Source organism: Pseudoxanthobacter sp. (assembly GCF_036822375.1).
Lineage (GTDB): Bacteria > Pseudomonadota > Alphaproteobacteria > Rhizobiales > Segnochrobactraceae > Pseudoxanthobacter.
The window spans coordinates 4707-19219 of the sequence record NZ_DAISHT010000035.1; the positions used below are offsets into that span (position 1 = coordinate 4707).

A 14513-nucleotide genomic window follows, 5' to 3' on the forward strand; every position below is an offset into this window, starting at 1 on the left:
CCTTCCAGTTCGGGCATCTGATGGGCCTCGAACATCGGTTCCTGCCCGCTGCGCCGCTTGGCGACGTAGTCGTGGGTCAGTTTGACCACGAGGCCGGACAGCAGCACGATGGCGATCAGGTTGATCGTGGCCATCAGGCCCATCGAGGCGTCGGCGAGGTTGAACACGGTATCGACCGCCTGAACGGAGCCCCACACCACCATGGCGAGCACGGCGAGGCGCAGCACGACGATGCCGGTGCGGTGGCCCGCGCCGAGATAGACCATCGAGCTTTCGGCATAGGAATAATTGCCGATGATCGAGGTGAAGGCGAAGAAGAACAGCGCGATGGCGATGAAATATTTGCCGGCAACGCCGATGTGCACGTTCATGGCGGCCTGCGTGAGCTGAACGCCGGTGAGGCCGCTGCCGGGCTTCAGCACATCGGCGAGCAGGATCATCAGCGCGGTGGCCGTGCAGATGACGATGGTGTCGATGAACACGCCCAGCGCCTGCACCAGACCCTGCGATGAGGGGTGGTGCGGATCGGGGGTGGCGACCGCGGCGATGTTCGGCGCGCTGCCCATGCCGGCTTCGTTGGAGAACAGGCCGCGCTTGACGCCGTTCATCATGGCCGCGGCGATGCCGCCGGTGAAGCCGGCTGCCGCCTCCTGAATGCCGAAGGCGCTGCCGATGATGTGCCACAGCATGGCCGGCACGGCGCCGATGTGGGTGACGAGGGCATAGAGCGCGACGAGGATATAGCCCAGCGCCATGAACGGCACGAGGACCTCGGCCACTCTGGCGATGGTGCCGATGCCGCCGAAGATGATGACGGCGGTGAGCGCCGCGACCACCACGCCCGTCGCCACCGGCGGCACGCCGAAGGCGCCCTGCACCGCGCCGGCAATCGAGTTGGCCTGCACGGCGTTGAAGATGAGCCCGAAGGACAGGATAAGGCAGGCGGAGAACAGCGCCGCCGCCCACGGCGCCTTCAGCCCTTTGGCGATGTAATAGGCCGGGCCGCCGCGATAGTCGCCGGCATCGTCGCGCACTTTGAAGAGCTGGGCGAGCGTGCTTTCCGAATAGGCCGTGGCCATGCCGACGGTGGCCACCATCCACATCCAGAAGATTGCCCCCGGTCCGCCGAGATAGAGCGCCACCGCCACGCCGGCGATGTTGCCGGTGCCGACGCGCGAGGCAAGGCTGGTGCACAGCGCCTGAAACGGCGTGATGCCGCCGCGGTCGGCCTTGCGGGAGCCGAGCACGGCGCGAATCATTTCCGGGAAATGCACGATCTGGATGAATTTCAGCCGCAGCGTGAAATAGATGCCCACGGCCAGCAGGCCGTAAATGAGCACATAGCCCCAGAAAATCGTGTTGAGAAAGTCGATAACGGCGTTCATGCGGGCTCCTCTGGCGGAGCGGTTTCCCGAAGCCGGTGCGTCCGCACTGGCTCTGAACCGCGTTCAGACCGGCTTGCCGGCGTGTCCTTCGGGGCCACGAAGCGGCACTGGCGGGCACGATCGGTGGGAATGGTAGCGGTAAGCCGGCAACCGGTCGATGGTGCCCGCCGCGAATTGAGGCGGAAATTTGGTCACAGGGCCGCGTGCTGCCGCCCTGCCTGCGAGGCCCGGCGAGCCCGCCCGGCCCGTGCCCTTCTCTGCCGCTGCCCCGCCCCCGCCCGCTGCCGCGCCGCCGGCGCGGTCCGCAGCGGGCGTCGCTCAGCCCGCCGGCCGGAAAGGCCGGGCGAGGGAGGCCGGGAAGTGCTCGGCCATCATCTGCCGGTTGCGGGAAATGAGCACGAGAACGGCGATCGTGGCGAGATAGGGCAGGGCGGCGAGCAGCTCCGACGGCACGGCAAGGCCCAGAGCCTGCCCCTGCAGTTCCAGAATGCTCATGCCGCCGAACAGCCACGCGCCGAGCAGCACCCGCAGCGGCCGCCAGGTGGCGAACACCACCAGAGCCAGCGCGATCCAGCCCTTGCCGGCGGTCATGTTCTCCACCCACAGCGGGGTGTAGGCGACGGAGAGATAGGCCCCGCCGAGCCCGGCCATCAGCCCGCCGAACAGCACCGCCGCGTAGCGGATGCGGATCACCGGATAGCCGATGGCGTGGGCGGTTTCCGGCGATTCGCCCACCGTGCGCAGCACCAGCCCCGCCTTGGTGCGGTAGAGAAACCACGCGATGGCCGCAAACAGCGCGAGCGCCAGATAGACCAGCGGATCGAAGCGGAAGAGCAGCGGCCCGGCCACCGGCAGCGACGAGAGCACCGGCAGCGACAGCCGGTGCAGCGCCTCGATGGGATCGCTGCCGAAGCCGCGGCCGATGAAGGCGGAAACGCCCGAGCCGAAGATGGCGAGGGCCAGCCCGGCGGCATACTGGTTGGTGAGGAAGGTGAGGGCGAGCACGCCGAAAATCAGCGCCGCCGCCGCGCCGGCCAGCGCCCCGGCAACGACGGCAAGCCCCGTCGGCAGCCCGGAAATGACCGCCCAGAACGCCACCGCCGCGCCGAGCAGCATCATGCCTTCGATGCCGAGATTGAGCACGCCCGCCTTTTCCACCACCAGCTCGCCGAGCGCGGCGAACAGCAGCGGCGTTGCCGCCACGATGGTGCCGGTGAAGATCGCCGTGAACAGATCCATCGCCGCCTCTCAGGGTGCGCGCCGGGCGGGCGCGGGCACGCGCACCACCCGGTAGAAAATGAAGAAGTCGGCTGCCAGCAGGAAGAACAGCAGCAGCCCCTGAAAGATGCGCGTCAGCGCCGCCGAAAGGCCGAGGCTCATCTGCGCAGCCTCGCCGCCGAGGAACAGCAGCGACATCAGCAGCCCGCCGAGCACGATGCCGAACGCATTGAGCCGGCCGATGAACGCCACGATGATGGCCGCAAAGCCGTAGCCCGGCGAGATCTGCGGCGAAAGCTGGCCGAGCGGGCCGGCCGCCTCCATCATGCCTGCCGCGCCGGCCGCCGCGCCGCCGGCCAGAAGCCCCATCCACACCGCCGCCGATTCATGAAAGCCGGCATAGCGGGCGGCCAGCGGCGCCGCCCCGCTCACCGCCATGCGATAGCCGAGGAAGCTGCGGTCGGTGAAAAGCCATGTCGCCACCACTGCCGCGGCGGTGAGGAAGACGGAGACGTTGACCCGGTAGGCATCGGCAAACAGCGGCCACATCGCCGCCGGCGGCAGCAGCGCGGTCTGCGGATAGTTGAAGCCCGCCGGATCGCGCCAGGGCCCGTGCACCAGCCACGACAGGAACAGCGTCGCCACATAGGTCAGCATCAGCGTGACGAGGATTTCGCTGGTGTTCATGCGGGCGCGCAGAAAGGCCGGGATCGCCGCCCACGCCATGCCGGCGGCCATGCCGGCCGCCAGCATCAGCGGCAGCAGCAGTGGGCTTTCGGGCGCCGGGAAGAAGAGGCCCACGCCGGTTGCCGCGATGGCGCCGGCGATGAGCTGCCCTTCCGCGCCGATGTTCCACACATTGGCGCGGAACCCGATCGCCAGCCCGCAGCCGATCAGGATCAGCGGCGAGGCCTTGAGCAGCCATTCCGACACGCCGTTGAGGTCGCTCAGCGGCTCAAGGAATACGGTGGCGAGGGTGGCCGCGGGGTCGTAGCCGAGCCCGGCGAACAGCACCGCGCCCGCCGCCAGTGTCAGCACCGCGGCCACCGCCGGCGCCAGAACGCGCATCGGGGCGGACGGCGCGGGCCGCTTTTCGATCCGGAAGATCATTCTTGGCGCTCCCCGGCGGTGTCGCCGCTGCGGCCGGTCTGGCCGGTCATCATCAGGCCGACGGCCTCGCGGCTGGTGGCGGTGCGCGGCATCGGGGCGGAAAGCTGCCCCCCGGCCATGACCGCGATGCGGTCGCAGATCTCGAACAGCTCGTCGAGTTCCTCGGAGATCACCAGCACCGCGGTGCCGGCGCGGCTGAGGTCCACCAGCGTCTGGCGGATGAAGGCGGCGGCGCCCACATCCACGCCCCAGGTCGGCTGGGCGACCAGCAGGACCTTCGGTTCGAGCCCGATCTCGCGGCCGACGATGAATTTCTGCAGGTTGCCGCCGGAAAGGCTCTGTGCCGGGGCATCGACGCCGTTGGCCCTGACGCCGAACCGCCCGATGACGGCGCGCGCCAGCGCGCCGGCGCGGGCGCGGTCGATGAAGCCATGGCGCACTGCGCCGCTGCGGTGGGCGGTCAGCACCATGTTCTGGCGCAGGCTGTGGGCCGGCACCGTGCCGCGGCCCAGCCGCTCTTCCGGCACGAAGGCAAGGCCGAGTGCGCGGCGGGCACCGGCATCGAGCCGGCCGCAGGGGGTGCCGTCGATGGTCACGGCATTGGCGCGCGGGTGGCGCCGCTCGCCGCTGAGAAGGGCCGTGAGTTCCGCCTGCCCGTTGCCGGAAACGCCGGCGATGCCGACGATCTCTCCGCCGTGCACCGCCAGCGACACGTCGCGGAGCGCCGTGCCGAAGGCATCGCGCGGGGCGGCGGAGAGGCTGCGCACCTCCAGCCGCGGCTGCGGCGAGGGCGTTGCCGGTGCCACGCGCATCTGCGGCAGGTCCGAGCCCACCATCATGCGCGCCAGTTCCATGGCATCGCTCTGGCGCGGCCGCGCCGTTCCGGTCACCCGGCCGCCGCGCAGCACCGTGGCGCTGTCGCACAGGGCCTGCACCTCGTCCAGCTTGTGGCTGATATAGAGGATGCTGCACCCTTCCGAGGCGAGCTGGCGCAGGGTGACGAACAGTGCCGCGGCAGCCTGCGGCGTGAGCACGGAGGTCGGCTCATCGAGAATGAGCAGCTGCGGCGCCTGCAGCAGGCAGCGCACGATTTCCACCCGCTGCCGCTCGCCAACCGAAAGGTGATGCACCAGCCGGCCGGGATCGACCGGCAGGCCGTAGCGCTGCGACAGCGCCCGGATGCGGGCGCTGAGCGCGGCGCGGTCGTGGCGGCCGGCCAGCGCGAGGGCGATGTTGTCAGCGACCGTCACCGACTCGAACAGCGCGAAGTGCTGGTAGACCATCTCGATGCCCAGCGCGCGGGCGCGGGCCGGGTTGTGGGGGCCGAGTTCGCGGCCGTTCCACAGGATGTCGCCGCTGTCGGCCGCCGCCGCCCCGTAGATGATCTTCATCAGGGTCGACTTGCCGGCACCGTTTTCGCCGAGCACGGCGTGGATCTCGCCCGGCGCAATCGACAGCGAGATGGCGTCGTTGGCTGTCACGCCGGGATAGCGCTTGCAGATGCCGCGCAGCTCCAGCCGCGGCGGCGGGGCGGCGGAAGGGGCCGGCGAGGCGGGCCGGGACGAAGGCGGGGTCTGTGCGGACACGGGCATTCCTGACAGGGCGCTGCGGCCACCGGGGCGCGGGGCTCCGGTGGCCGGTGCAAGGGCCGTGCAAGCGGCGGCGGTCAGCCGAGTTTGCCGACCATGCCGGCGACGAACCAGTTCATGCTGCGGATTTCGTCGTCGGAAAGGGCGGCGCCGGTGGCCACGCGCACCTTGCCGGACTGGTCCTTCACCTCGCCGGCGAACGGCAGTACCTTGCCGGCGGCGACATCGGCCTCAAGCTGCTTCACGCCGGCAAGGGCGGCGGCGGGGATCTGGTCGTTGTAGGGCGCCATCTTCACCACGCCCGCCCCCAGCCCGTCCCAGCGCACGGTCGGCTTCCATGTGCCGTCCATCACCGCGCGGGTGTTGTTGAGGTAGTCGCTCGACCAGTCGAGGGTGAAGGCGGTGAGCTGCTTGCCGGAGGCGAACCGCGCCATGTCGCTCGCATAGCCGATCGACCACACGCCGTGATCGCCGGCCACCTGAACGCCGGTTGCGGTGTCGGTCATGGAGCAGATCACGTCGCAGCCCTGCGAGATCAGGGTGGCGGCGGCCTCTTTTTCCTTGCCGGGATCGTACCAGGAATTGAGGAACAGCGCGTTGCAGGTGATCGCCGGGTTCACACGCTGGGCGCCGAGCAGCAGGGCGTTGGCCGAATAGAGAATATCGGGAATCGGGAAGCCGCCGATGAAGCCGATCTTGGCGCTCTTCGTCATGTGCCCGGCGGCCGCGCCGGCCACGTAGGTGCCCTCGTAGTAGCGCGCCTCGAAGAGGCCGAGATTGGCGAGATGCACGATGCCGGAGCAGTGCTCGAACGCCGTTTTGGGAAAGCGCGGCGCCACCTTCTGCATCGGCGTGCCGTGAGAGAAGCTGGTGCCGAAGATGAGCTTGTTGCCATCGGCGGCAAGCTGGCGGAACACCCGCTCGGAATCCTGCGGGGTGAAGATGTTATCGAGAACGGTGATCTTCACCTTGTCGCCGTAGGTCTTCTCGATCGCTTCCACGCCGAGGCTGTGCTGCTTGGTCCAGCCGATTTCGGCGATGGGCGAGACATAGACCACGCCGATCCTGAGGGGTTCGTCGGCGGCCAGCGCCAGGCGGGGCGCAAGGCCGGTGCCGAGCACGGTGCCGAGGGCGGCGCCGGCCCGGAGGAAATCGCGTCGTGTCGTTGTCGTCATGTCGGGTCCTTCTGGGAAAGCTCGGGCCGGCTGGTCCGGCTCCTCGTGGTTGCCGGGCGGGCCGTCAGGGCGCGTGCCCCTCGCGGTCGTCATCGTCGCCGGGCGCGGAAAGGGCCGCCGCGCCGGGGCTGAGATAGGGCGCAAGAGCCTCGCGCGGGGTGCGTTCGGGATAGACCGCGCGGTCCATGATGTAGCCGTGGACGACGCGGCGATAATGGCTGCTCATCAGTTCCGCGGCCTGCTTCACGCGCCCCTTTTCCAGAAGCTCGGCGATGCGGGCGTGCTCGTCGATGAGGTGGCAATATTCGAAGTCGGCGGAGATCAGCGAGCGCAGCAGCCGCGTGCGGCGCACGAGCTGGGCGTGGATCTCCTGCATCACGCGGTTGCGCGAAAGCCGCACCAGCAGGCTGTGGAACTCCTCGCCCAGTTCGTCGGCAAGGGCGTGGTTGTGGCTGGCGAAGGCCTGCCGCTGCCGCTCGACGTGCTGGCGCAGTTCCGCCCAGCCGGCCGGGCCGAGGCGGTCGGCAAGCTGGCCGGCAACGCCGTTCTCCACCAGCGTCAGGGCATCGTAGATCTCCACCGCCTCCTGCAGGCTGGGGCGGGCAACGAAGGCGCCGCGGTTGCGCTCGATCTGCGCCAGCCCGTCGTCGGCCAGCCGGATCAGCGCCTGACGCACCACGATGCGGCTGGCATTGAAGATCTCCGACAGCTCGCGCTCGCCGAGCTTGCAGCCGGGCACCAGCCGGTGATCGAGGATCGCCCGGGTGAGGATGGCGGCAATTTCCTGCGAACGGCTGCTCATGAGGGGCGGGCTCTGGTCGGGTCGGTCTCTGTCGGGTCGGTCTCTGGCGGGGCAGGCTCTGGCGGGCCGGGCTCTGGCGATGCGGGACGAAGTCGGCCCGCCGGCGGGTTAACCGGCCGGCAGGCGGCCCGCAACCCGGACCAAACCCCGGTGCCGGCGTGGCAGCGGGCCGGATCTGCCCAGCATTAAGGCATGCACAGATCACAACCATCCCTCCGGGATTGTCAATGTCAAAATTTAGGATCGGTCTGCCTATTATTCAGAATTGATATCCAATCTAGATTAGATAAGCATCCAAACAACCGTGAGGCCGGGCGCTTCCCCGGTGGTTGCGGCGGCTCAGCGCACAGGGAAGACGGCGATGCAGGACCAGTGTCACGACCCGGTCATCCTCAATCTGTGGCACCCGGTGGGGGCGCTCGCCGAGGCGCCGCGCGGCCGGCCGGTGGAAAGCGTGCTGATGGGCGGGCGGGTGAGCTATGTCGTGGAGGGCGAGGGGGCCGTGCGCGTCTGGCGCGGCGGGCCCGGTGAGGCCGCGGCCGCGCCGCTGCCGGCGCTGGCGGCCTATGGCTATGTGTGGACCTCGTACGGCACGCCGCCGCCGGCGCTGTTTCCCATTCCCGAATATGACGAGCCGGACCGGCGCTGCTTCAATGCGGTGACGATGGGCGTCAATGTCTCTGCCCCGCGGGCCATCGAGAATTTTCTCGACATGGGCCACTTCCCCTATGTCCACACCGACATTCTCGGCGCCGAACCCCATACCGAGGTGAAGGATTACGACGTGGAGGTTTCCGGGGAGCGCGACGAGGTGCTGGCCACCCGCTGCCGCTTCTTCCAGCCGATGGCGGCCGCTGCCTCGCACGGCGGGGCGGAGGTGAACTACGTCTATCGCGTGCCGCACCCCTTCTGCGCCGTGCTCTACAAGTCGAGCGCAGCCGATCCGGCGCGCTTCGACGTGATCGGGCTGTTCCTGCAGCCCGTCGGCGAGGAGCGCGTGCGCGCTCACATGATGCTGTGCATCCTCGACGACGAGAACGACGACAAGGCGATCCGCGCCTTCCAGCAGACCATCTTCGGGCAGGACAAGCCGATTCTGGAAAACCAGATTCCGAAGCGCCTGCCGCTCGATCCCCGCGCCGAGACCCCGATCCGGGCCGACCGCTCCGCCGTTGCCTATCGCCGCTGGCTGAGCGCCAAGGGCGTGACCTACGGCACCCTTCCCGCTGCCCGCTGACGGAGCCGGCCGACATGTCACAGACTGCTTCCCCCTCTTCCGTTTCCACCCTCGCGGACGATCTTCCGGCCGGGCGCTGGCACCCGGTTGCGGCGCTTGAGGATCTCTCCGGCCACCATGTGTTCCATGCCGCGATCGAAGGGCAGGAACTGGCCGTCTGGCAGGCCGACGACGGCTTCCTCAATGTCTGGGAGAACCGCTGCCTGCACCTCGGCGTGCGGCTTTCCATCGGCATCAGCGACGGGCGCGAGCTGAAATGCCAGTATCACGGCTGGCGCTATGCCAGCCGCACCGCCGGCTGCACCTACATTCCCGCGCACCCGGCCAATGCGCCGGCCCGCACCATCGCCAACCGCACCTTTCCGTCCGCCGCGCGCTACGGTCTGGTGTGGTCGAGCCTCGGGGCGGGCGGCGCGGTGCCGGCGGTGCCGGCGCTGGAGCGCGGCACGCCGTTCGTGCTGCGGGCTGTTGCCGTTGCCGCGCCGGCGGATATCGCGATGCGCCATCTGCGCAGCTATCGCTTCCGCCCCTCGGATATTGCGGCCCGCGCGGGCGGCGACGGCGCGCCGGCGGTGACGGCGGAGGCCGGCGACGCTTTCAGCCTGACCCTGCGGGCGCATGAGGAGGGTGCGGAGACGCGCGCCGTGTTCTTCGTGCAGCCCGTCGATGCCGGCCGCTCCGTCATCCGCGGCATCCTCGATGGCGTGCCGGCGGAAGCCGGCCGGCTGGCGGTGCTGCATCACCACGACGAGCGGCTGGCGCTGATCCGCGATGCCGCCGCGGCAGAGGCCGCCCGGCGGCCCGCGCCCGCGGTGTCTGCGCCTGCGCCGGCGGCGCCTGTCGCGCACGGCCCGGAAGCCGGGCCTGAGGCGGCCGCAGAGGGGCCGCGCGTGCAGCCGGCGCTGCGCGTGCAGGTGGCGCGCAAGTGGCTGACGGCGCAGGGCATTGCCGCGTTCCGGCTGGTGCCGCTCGCCGGCCATCTGCCGGCGGTGCAGCCGGGCGCGCACATCGATGTGCACTTGCCCAACGGGCTGGTGCGGCCCTATTCGCTGGTCAATGCGCCGGGCGAGGGCGGGCATTATGTCATCGCCGTCAAGCGCGAGGCGGAAAGCCGCGGCGGCTCGGCCTGCCTGCACGACAGCGTGCGGGAGGGCGATGTGCTGGCCATTTCCGCCCCGCGCAACACCTTCGTGCTGCGCCGCGATGCCACCGACACGCTGCTGATTGCCGGCGGCATCGGCCTGACGCCGCTGCTGGCGATGGCGCAGGCACTGGCCGGTTCGGGCCTTGCCTTCACGCTGCATGCCTTTGCGCAGAGCCGCGCCCATCTCGCTTTCCCGGAGCGGCTGGACGATCTCGGCGCCCGCGCCGTTGTCCACCCCGGCCTCGATGCCCAGGGGACCGGGGCCGCGCTCGCGGCGCTGCTGGGCGACTATCGCCCCGGCCGGCAGGTTTATCTGTGCGGCCCGGCCGGCATGCTGGCGGCGGCGCGCGCGGCCGCCGCCGCCGGTGGCTGGCCGGCGGATGCGGTGCGGGCGGAATATTTCGCCAACCCCGAGGCGCCCGACACCGCCGGCGCCTTCGAGGTGGCGCTGGCACGCTCGTGCCTGACGCTCTCCGTGCCGGAGGGCCGCACCGTGCTGCAGGTCTTGCAGCAGGCGGGCGTGGAAATCCCGTCTTCCTGCGAGCAGGGCGCCTGCGGGGCCTGCATGTGCGACGTGATCGACGGCGAGCCGGATCATCGCGATGTCTGCCTCAGCGCCGGGGAGCGGGCGGAGGGGCGCTTCCTGCCCTGCGTGTCGCGCGCCCGGTCCGCCCGCCTCGTGCTCGACATCTGATATCCGGGGACACCGCATGCTGACGCTTCACGATTTTGCACTGTCGGCCGACTGCTACAAGGTGCGGCTGCTGCTCTCCGTTCTGGGCGTGGCCCACGATCCGGTGCCGGTGGATTGTTTTCCCGGCGGCGAAAACCGCTCGCCCGCCTTCCGGCGGCTGAACCCGCTGGGCGAGGTGCCGGTGATCGAGGACGAAGGCTTCGTGCTGTACGAGGCGACGGCGATCCTCGTCTATCTCGCCGGCCGCTACGATGCCGGCGGCGGCTGGTATCCGCGGGCAGAGCCGCAGGCGCTGGGGGAAATCGGCCAGTGGCTGGCCTTTTCCGCCCGCCTCGCGGCCACGGCCGGGGTGGCGCGGCTGGCAGAGGGCTTTCTCATTGCCGCCGATGTTGCGGCCTGCCGGGCCGGTGCCCATGGTCTGCTGCAGGTGCTGGACGAGCACCTGTGGTTTCGCGAGCGCGCCGGCGGTGCATGGCTCTGCGCACGGCCGGCGCCGACCCTTGCCGATATCGCCTGCTTTCCCGATGTGATGCTGAGCGAGGAAGGGGGCATCGCCCGGCAGGACTACCCCTCCGTGCGCCGCTGGACGGACCGGGTGAAGCGCATTCCCGGCTTCACCGTCATGCCGGGTGTTTTTCCGGCCGGGCCGGCCTGAGCGGCCCGCCGGTCAGCGGGTCGCAGCGGACACCGTTGACAATGCCTCCAAATCGCCATGCACTGGTGCTATTAAGAATGCTTCCGGCTCGCCCCGGCCCGGTCGCGGACATGGCGTCTTCTCCCCCGAGACGGAGACGGAAACAGACTTCGTTCAGTTTCGATCTGTTATAAAGTAAGTTGTGCGGCGTTATTTGCGCAATTTTATGGCTTGCGCGGCGTCGGCCGGACTCTGTATGACAGACGAGGGGACGGAATAGGGCCCGGCCCGGCCCCGGTTTGCGGCGCGTTGCGCGGCCGGTCGGGGAACTGCGGCGGGCGAATGGCATCCGACATCTTTTCGGGGGGGTGCGATGAGTGCAGAAGAGACTGTAGCGGCCGGACTGACGACGCTCGACCGTCTTCGCATCGGCGAGCGGGCCATCGTGCACGCCATCGAGGCCGGCATTTTTGAAAGCGGCCTCGCCACCCGCCTGCGCGCGCTGGGCGTGACCCACCCCAATGAAGTGACGATGGTGCGTCAGGGCTGGTTCGGCGGCCCGTTCATCGTGCGGGCCGGGCGCGCCACCGAGATCGCCATTCGCCGCGCGGAGGCCGCCCTCGTTCAGGTGCGGCCGCTCTGAGGGCGGCTGCGCCCGGTCCGCCCGCGCGGTTCTGAGCGGCAGCCCCGCGCAGCGACCCCTCTGCGGCACCGGCCGCCAGCCATCCCGCCGTTCCCGACAGCCCAGAAGCTCTCCGGCGCCCGCGCCCGGATACGAAAGGCCGCGCCGCCCGGCGCCGGCCGCGGAACCCGCCATGCACTGCTCATCGCCTGCCACGCTCAGCGCCGCGCCCAATGCCATGCCCCGCGTGGCCCTGATCGGCCAGCCCAACACCGGCAAGTCGATGCTCTACAACCGCATCACCGGGGCCGGGGCCTATGTGGGCAACTGGCCGGGTATCACCGTCAGCCTTTCCAACGCGCGGGTGCGTCTGGATGGCCGCGAGGTGGAATTCGTCGACCTGCCCGGCATCTACGATCTGGAGGGCTTTTCCGACGACGAGCGGGTGGTGGCGGACTTTCTGCGCACCTATGCGGTGGATCTGGTGATCGTGGTCATCAACGCCAGCCAGATCGACCGTCAGATTCTGATGCCGCTGCAGGTGCGCCAGCTCGGCCTGCCGGCCGTGGTGATGCTGAACATGGCCGACGAGGCGGCGAAGGCCGGTATCGATATCGACACCGCTGCCCTGTCGCGGCGCCTCGGCCTGCCGGTTCATCTGATCAGCGCCAAATATGGTCTGGGTTTCCACGAGGCGATGGCCTCCGTTGCCGCCGCTCTGGCCGCGCGTGCCGAAACGCCGCCGGTGCTGGCCGATTACGACACCCTGCGGGCAACCCTGATGAGCAGCGACACGCTGGCCGAAACGCTGGCGGGGGCGGTGCACTATCCCGCCGTGCCGCCGCGCACCGTCACGGAGCGGCTCGACCGCTGGCTGCTGCACCCCATTCTCGGCCTGCCGATCTTCTTCCTGCTGATGCTCGGGGTGTTCTACATCGTGTGGAGCATCGGTCTGCCCTCGCAGGACTGGGTCGGGTTCGTCACCGACCGGGTCCAGAGCCGCATTCTCGATCCCGTGCTGGGCCTCGGGCCGGCGTGGCTGCACAACTTTCTCGTCAACGGCGTCTGGCTCGGCGTGGCGACGGTGGCCTCGTTCGTGCCGCTGATCATGCTGTTCTTCTTCTGTATGGCGATCGTGGAAGACAGCGGCTACCTCTCCCGCGCGGCCTATCTGATGGATACGTGGATGCGCCGCATCGGCCTCGACGGCCGCGCGTTCGTGATGCAGATGATGGGCTTCGGCTGCAATGTGCCGGCGCTGATGGGCACGCGCGTGATGCGCTCGCGGCCGCTGCGGCTGCTCTCGATGCTCATCATTCCGTTCTCGCTGTGCTCGGCGCGGCTGGCGGTGTTCGTGTTCATCATCGCTGCGGTCTTCCCGCCCGCGCAGGGGCCGCTGGTGCTGTTTTCGTTCTATGTCATCAGCTTCGTGGCGGCTTTTCTGGCGGCGGCGATCTTCTCGCGCTCGAAACAGTTCCGCAACACCGAGCCGTTCGTGCTGGAACTGCCGCCCTATCGGGTGCCGACGCTCAGGCAGGTGTGGCTGCGCGGCTATGGCGAACTGCGCGAATTCCTGAAGCGGGCGACGAATTTCATCATTCTCGGCACCGCGGCGGTGTGGTTCCTCACCAATTTTCCGACCGATGCCACCGGTCTCGGCACCTGGGGCGGCCGGCTGGGCGAACTGCTGCAGCCGGTGATGGCGCCGATCGGCATCAACCCCTATCTCACGCTGGCGCTGATCTTCGGCTTCATCGCCAAGGAAGTCGTCATCGGCTCGCTGTCGACCATCTATGCCATGTCGTCGGGGCTGGTGGCGCACCAGATCGCAATCACCGTTTCGCCCGCCGCAGCCTACAGCTTCTGCCTGTTCTGCCTGCTTTACACGCCCTGCCTGACGACCGTCGCCACCGTGAAGGCGGAAAGCCGCTCGTGGGGCTTCATGCTGTTTTCGCTGGCGATCTCCCTCGTCTATGCGTGGCTGATCGCCTTTGCCTTCTATCAGTCGGCGCTGCTGCTCGGCTTCCGGTGAAACGGGGGGAACCCGCGATGGTCCGCCTGCCTGCCTCCGTCTCCCGGCCGGGTGCCGGGCTTGCCGTGCTGGCGGCGCTGGTTGCCGGCGTGGCGGTGCTGCTGGCCCCGGCCGTGCCGTGGCCCGACGCGGCCCTGCGCAGCGATCCGGCGCGGCGTTACGAGACGCTGCGCAGCGCGCTGGCCGCCGGCGATTTCCGCGCCGCCAACACCGAGTTCTCAGAAATCGTGCTGGCGCTGGCCAACCGCACCAACGAGGGCTGGCTCGGCCGCGACGACCCGCAGGCGCTGCCGTGTGCCGATCTCGTTTATATCGACACGCTGTTTTCGGCTGCGTCCGGCGGTCGTTTCGGCTTTGCCGCGCAGGATGCGGTGCTGAAGGGGCTGGCGCGGCCGGCGGCCGGCGCGGAGCAGGCGGCGGTCCCGCTTTCCGCCGATGGCGGGCGGCTGGTGGCCTTCGGCACGGCGGTCGGCTGGTATCGCGACGGCCGCTGGCTGACCTACGAGAACCTCGATTTCTCACCCCGCACGGCGCCTCCCGGCCATCTGCCGGTGTTCATGCCGGAGCGCAGGGTGCGCGCCCCGTTCAAGTGGCGTGACGGCAGCCCGGAGACCGGCGGCGCCGTGTTCGATGTTCTCGACGAGCGCTTTGCCGCCTGCCAGCCCTGAGAAGGGCCGGCCAGCTTTTCCCCCGTTCCGTTCGTCCCGGCGCGCAGAAGCCGCGCGGCTGTTTCAGGCTCCCTGAAAGGCGGGCCTGAGCGCGGCTGCCTTATCGCCTCAGCGCCATGACGCCGGTCTCCGATGCGCTCTGAACCGGCGGATGCCGTGGCCGGGCCGGTGATGCGCCGTGCGGGCACGGGCGAGAATCGGGA

General features: G+C 69.5%; 12 protein-coding genes. 6 read left to right on the forward strand and 6 right to left on the reverse strand.

From position 1 onward, the window contains the following. The 6 genes from V7067_RS05705 to V7067_RS05730 form a co-directional block, all read right to left on the reverse strand. The coding region (locus V7067_RS05705; protein ID WP_334174920.1) for a sodium:alanine symporter family protein at window positions 1-1385 on the reverse strand (1385 nt) is incomplete at its 3' end. Window positions 1386-1703: 318 nt separating this feature from the next. Then, the gene (locus tag V7067_RS05710; protein WP_334174921.1) at window positions 1704-2624 is read right to left on the reverse strand and encodes an ABC transporter permease; all 921 of its coding nucleotides are present in this window, start codon (window positions 2622-2624) and stop codon (window positions 1704-1706) included. Between the two features lie 9 nt (window positions 2625-2633). Beyond that, a complete protein-coding gene (locus V7067_RS05715) occupies window positions 2634-3713 on the reverse strand; it encodes an ABC transporter permease (RefSeq protein WP_334174922.1) in 1080 nt (359 codons plus the stop codon). Continuing rightward, a complete protein-coding gene (locus V7067_RS05720) occupies window positions 3710-5224 on the reverse strand; it encodes an ABC transporter ATP-binding protein (protein ID WP_334174933.1) in 1515 nt (504 codons plus the stop codon). The genes V7067_RS05715 and V7067_RS05720 overlap by 4 nt, the downstream gene beginning before the upstream one ends. Before the next feature lie 155 nt (window positions 5225-5379). Continuing rightward, a complete protein-coding gene (locus V7067_RS05725; RefSeq protein ID WP_334174923.1) occupies window positions 5380-6477 on the reverse strand; it encodes a BMP family ABC transporter substrate-binding protein in 1098 nt (365 codons plus the stop codon). Between the two features lie 64 nt (window positions 6478-6541). Continuing rightward, a complete protein-coding gene (locus tag V7067_RS05730; RefSeq protein ID WP_334174924.1) occupies window positions 6542-7279 on the reverse strand; it encodes a GntR family transcriptional regulator in 738 nt (245 codons plus the stop codon). A 361-nt stretch (window positions 7280-7640) separates the two neighbouring features. On the opposite strand from V7067_RS05730, the gene V7067_RS05735 reads away from it, so the two are divergent. The 6 genes from V7067_RS05735 (at window position 7641) to V7067_RS05760 (ending at window position 14310) form a co-directional block, all read left to right on the forward strand. Beyond that, window positions 7641-8516, forward strand: a complete 876-nt coding sequence (locus V7067_RS05735) for an aromatic ring-hydroxylating dioxygenase subunit alpha (RefSeq protein ID WP_334174925.1) — start codon at window positions 7641-7643, stop codon at window positions 8514-8516. Window positions 8517-8530: 14 nt separating this feature from the next. Then, entirely contained in the window at window positions 8531-10354 is a 1824-nt protein-coding gene (locus V7067_RS05740; RefSeq protein WP_334174926.1) for a Rieske 2Fe-2S domain-containing protein, read from the forward strand. 16 nt (window positions 10355-10370) lie between these two features. Continuing rightward, window positions 10371-11009: a glutathione S-transferase gene (locus V7067_RS05745; protein ID WP_334174927.1), complete on the forward strand. Its 639-nt coding sequence runs from the start codon at window positions 10371-10373 to the stop codon at window positions 11007-11009. A 352-nt stretch (window positions 11010-11361) separates the two neighbouring features. Then, entirely contained in the window at window positions 11362-11631 is a 270-nt protein-coding gene (locus V7067_RS05750; protein WP_334174928.1) for a FeoA family protein, read from the forward strand. A gap of 172 nt (window positions 11632-11803) precedes the next feature. Beyond that, the gene (gene feoB, locus V7067_RS05755) at window positions 11804-13642 is read left to right on the forward strand and encodes a ferrous iron transport protein B (protein ID WP_334174929.1); all 1839 of its coding nucleotides are present in this window, start codon (window positions 11804-11806) and stop codon (window positions 13640-13642) included. Window positions 13643-13659: 17 nt separating this feature from the next. Next, entirely contained in the window at window positions 13660-14310 is a 651-nt protein-coding gene (locus V7067_RS05760) for a GUN4 domain-containing protein (RefSeq protein WP_334174930.1), read from the forward strand. The last annotated feature ends 203 nt before the right edge of the window (window positions 14311-14513 follow it).

What these genes read in the sequence shown, in the direction of transcription:
- V7067_RS05730 (WP_334174924.1), bottom strand. Translation starts at nt 7,279, where the DNA reads ATGAGCAGCCGTTCGCAGGAAATTGCCGCCATCCTCACCCGGGCGATC.
- V7067_RS05740 (WP_334174926.1), top strand. Translation starts at nt 8,531, where the DNA reads ATGTCACAGACTGCTTCCCCCTCTTCCGTTTCCACCCTCGCGGACGAT.
- V7067_RS05725 (WP_334174923.1), bottom strand. Translation starts at nt 6,477, where the DNA reads ATGACGACAACGACACGACGCGATTTCCTCCGGGCCGGCGCCGCCCTC.
- V7067_RS05745 (WP_334174927.1), top strand. Translation starts at nt 10,371, where the DNA reads ATGCTGACGCTTCACGATTTTGCACTGTCGGCCGACTGCTACAAGGTG.
- V7067_RS05715 (WP_334174922.1), bottom strand. Translation starts at nt 3,713, where the DNA reads ATGATCTTCCGGATCGAAAAGCGGCCCGCGCCGTCCGCCCCGATGCGC.
- V7067_RS05735 (WP_334174925.1), top strand. Translation starts at nt 7,641, where the DNA reads ATGCAGGACCAGTGTCACGACCCGGTCATCCTCAATCTGTGGCACCCG.
- feoB (WP_334174929.1), top strand. Translation starts at nt 11,804, where the DNA reads ATGCACTGCTCATCGCCTGCCACGCTCAGCGCCGCGCCCAATGCCATG.
- V7067_RS05750 (WP_334174928.1), top strand. Translation starts at nt 11,362, where the DNA reads ATGAGTGCAGAAGAGACTGTAGCGGCCGGACTGACGACGCTCGACCGT.
- V7067_RS05760 (WP_334174930.1), top strand. Translation starts at nt 13,660, where the DNA reads ATGGTCCGCCTGCCTGCCTCCGTCTCCCGGCCGGGTGCCGGGCTTGCC.
- V7067_RS05710 (WP_334174921.1), bottom strand. Translation starts at nt 2,624, where the DNA reads ATGGATCTGTTCACGGCGATCTTCACCGGCACCATCGTGGCGGCAACG.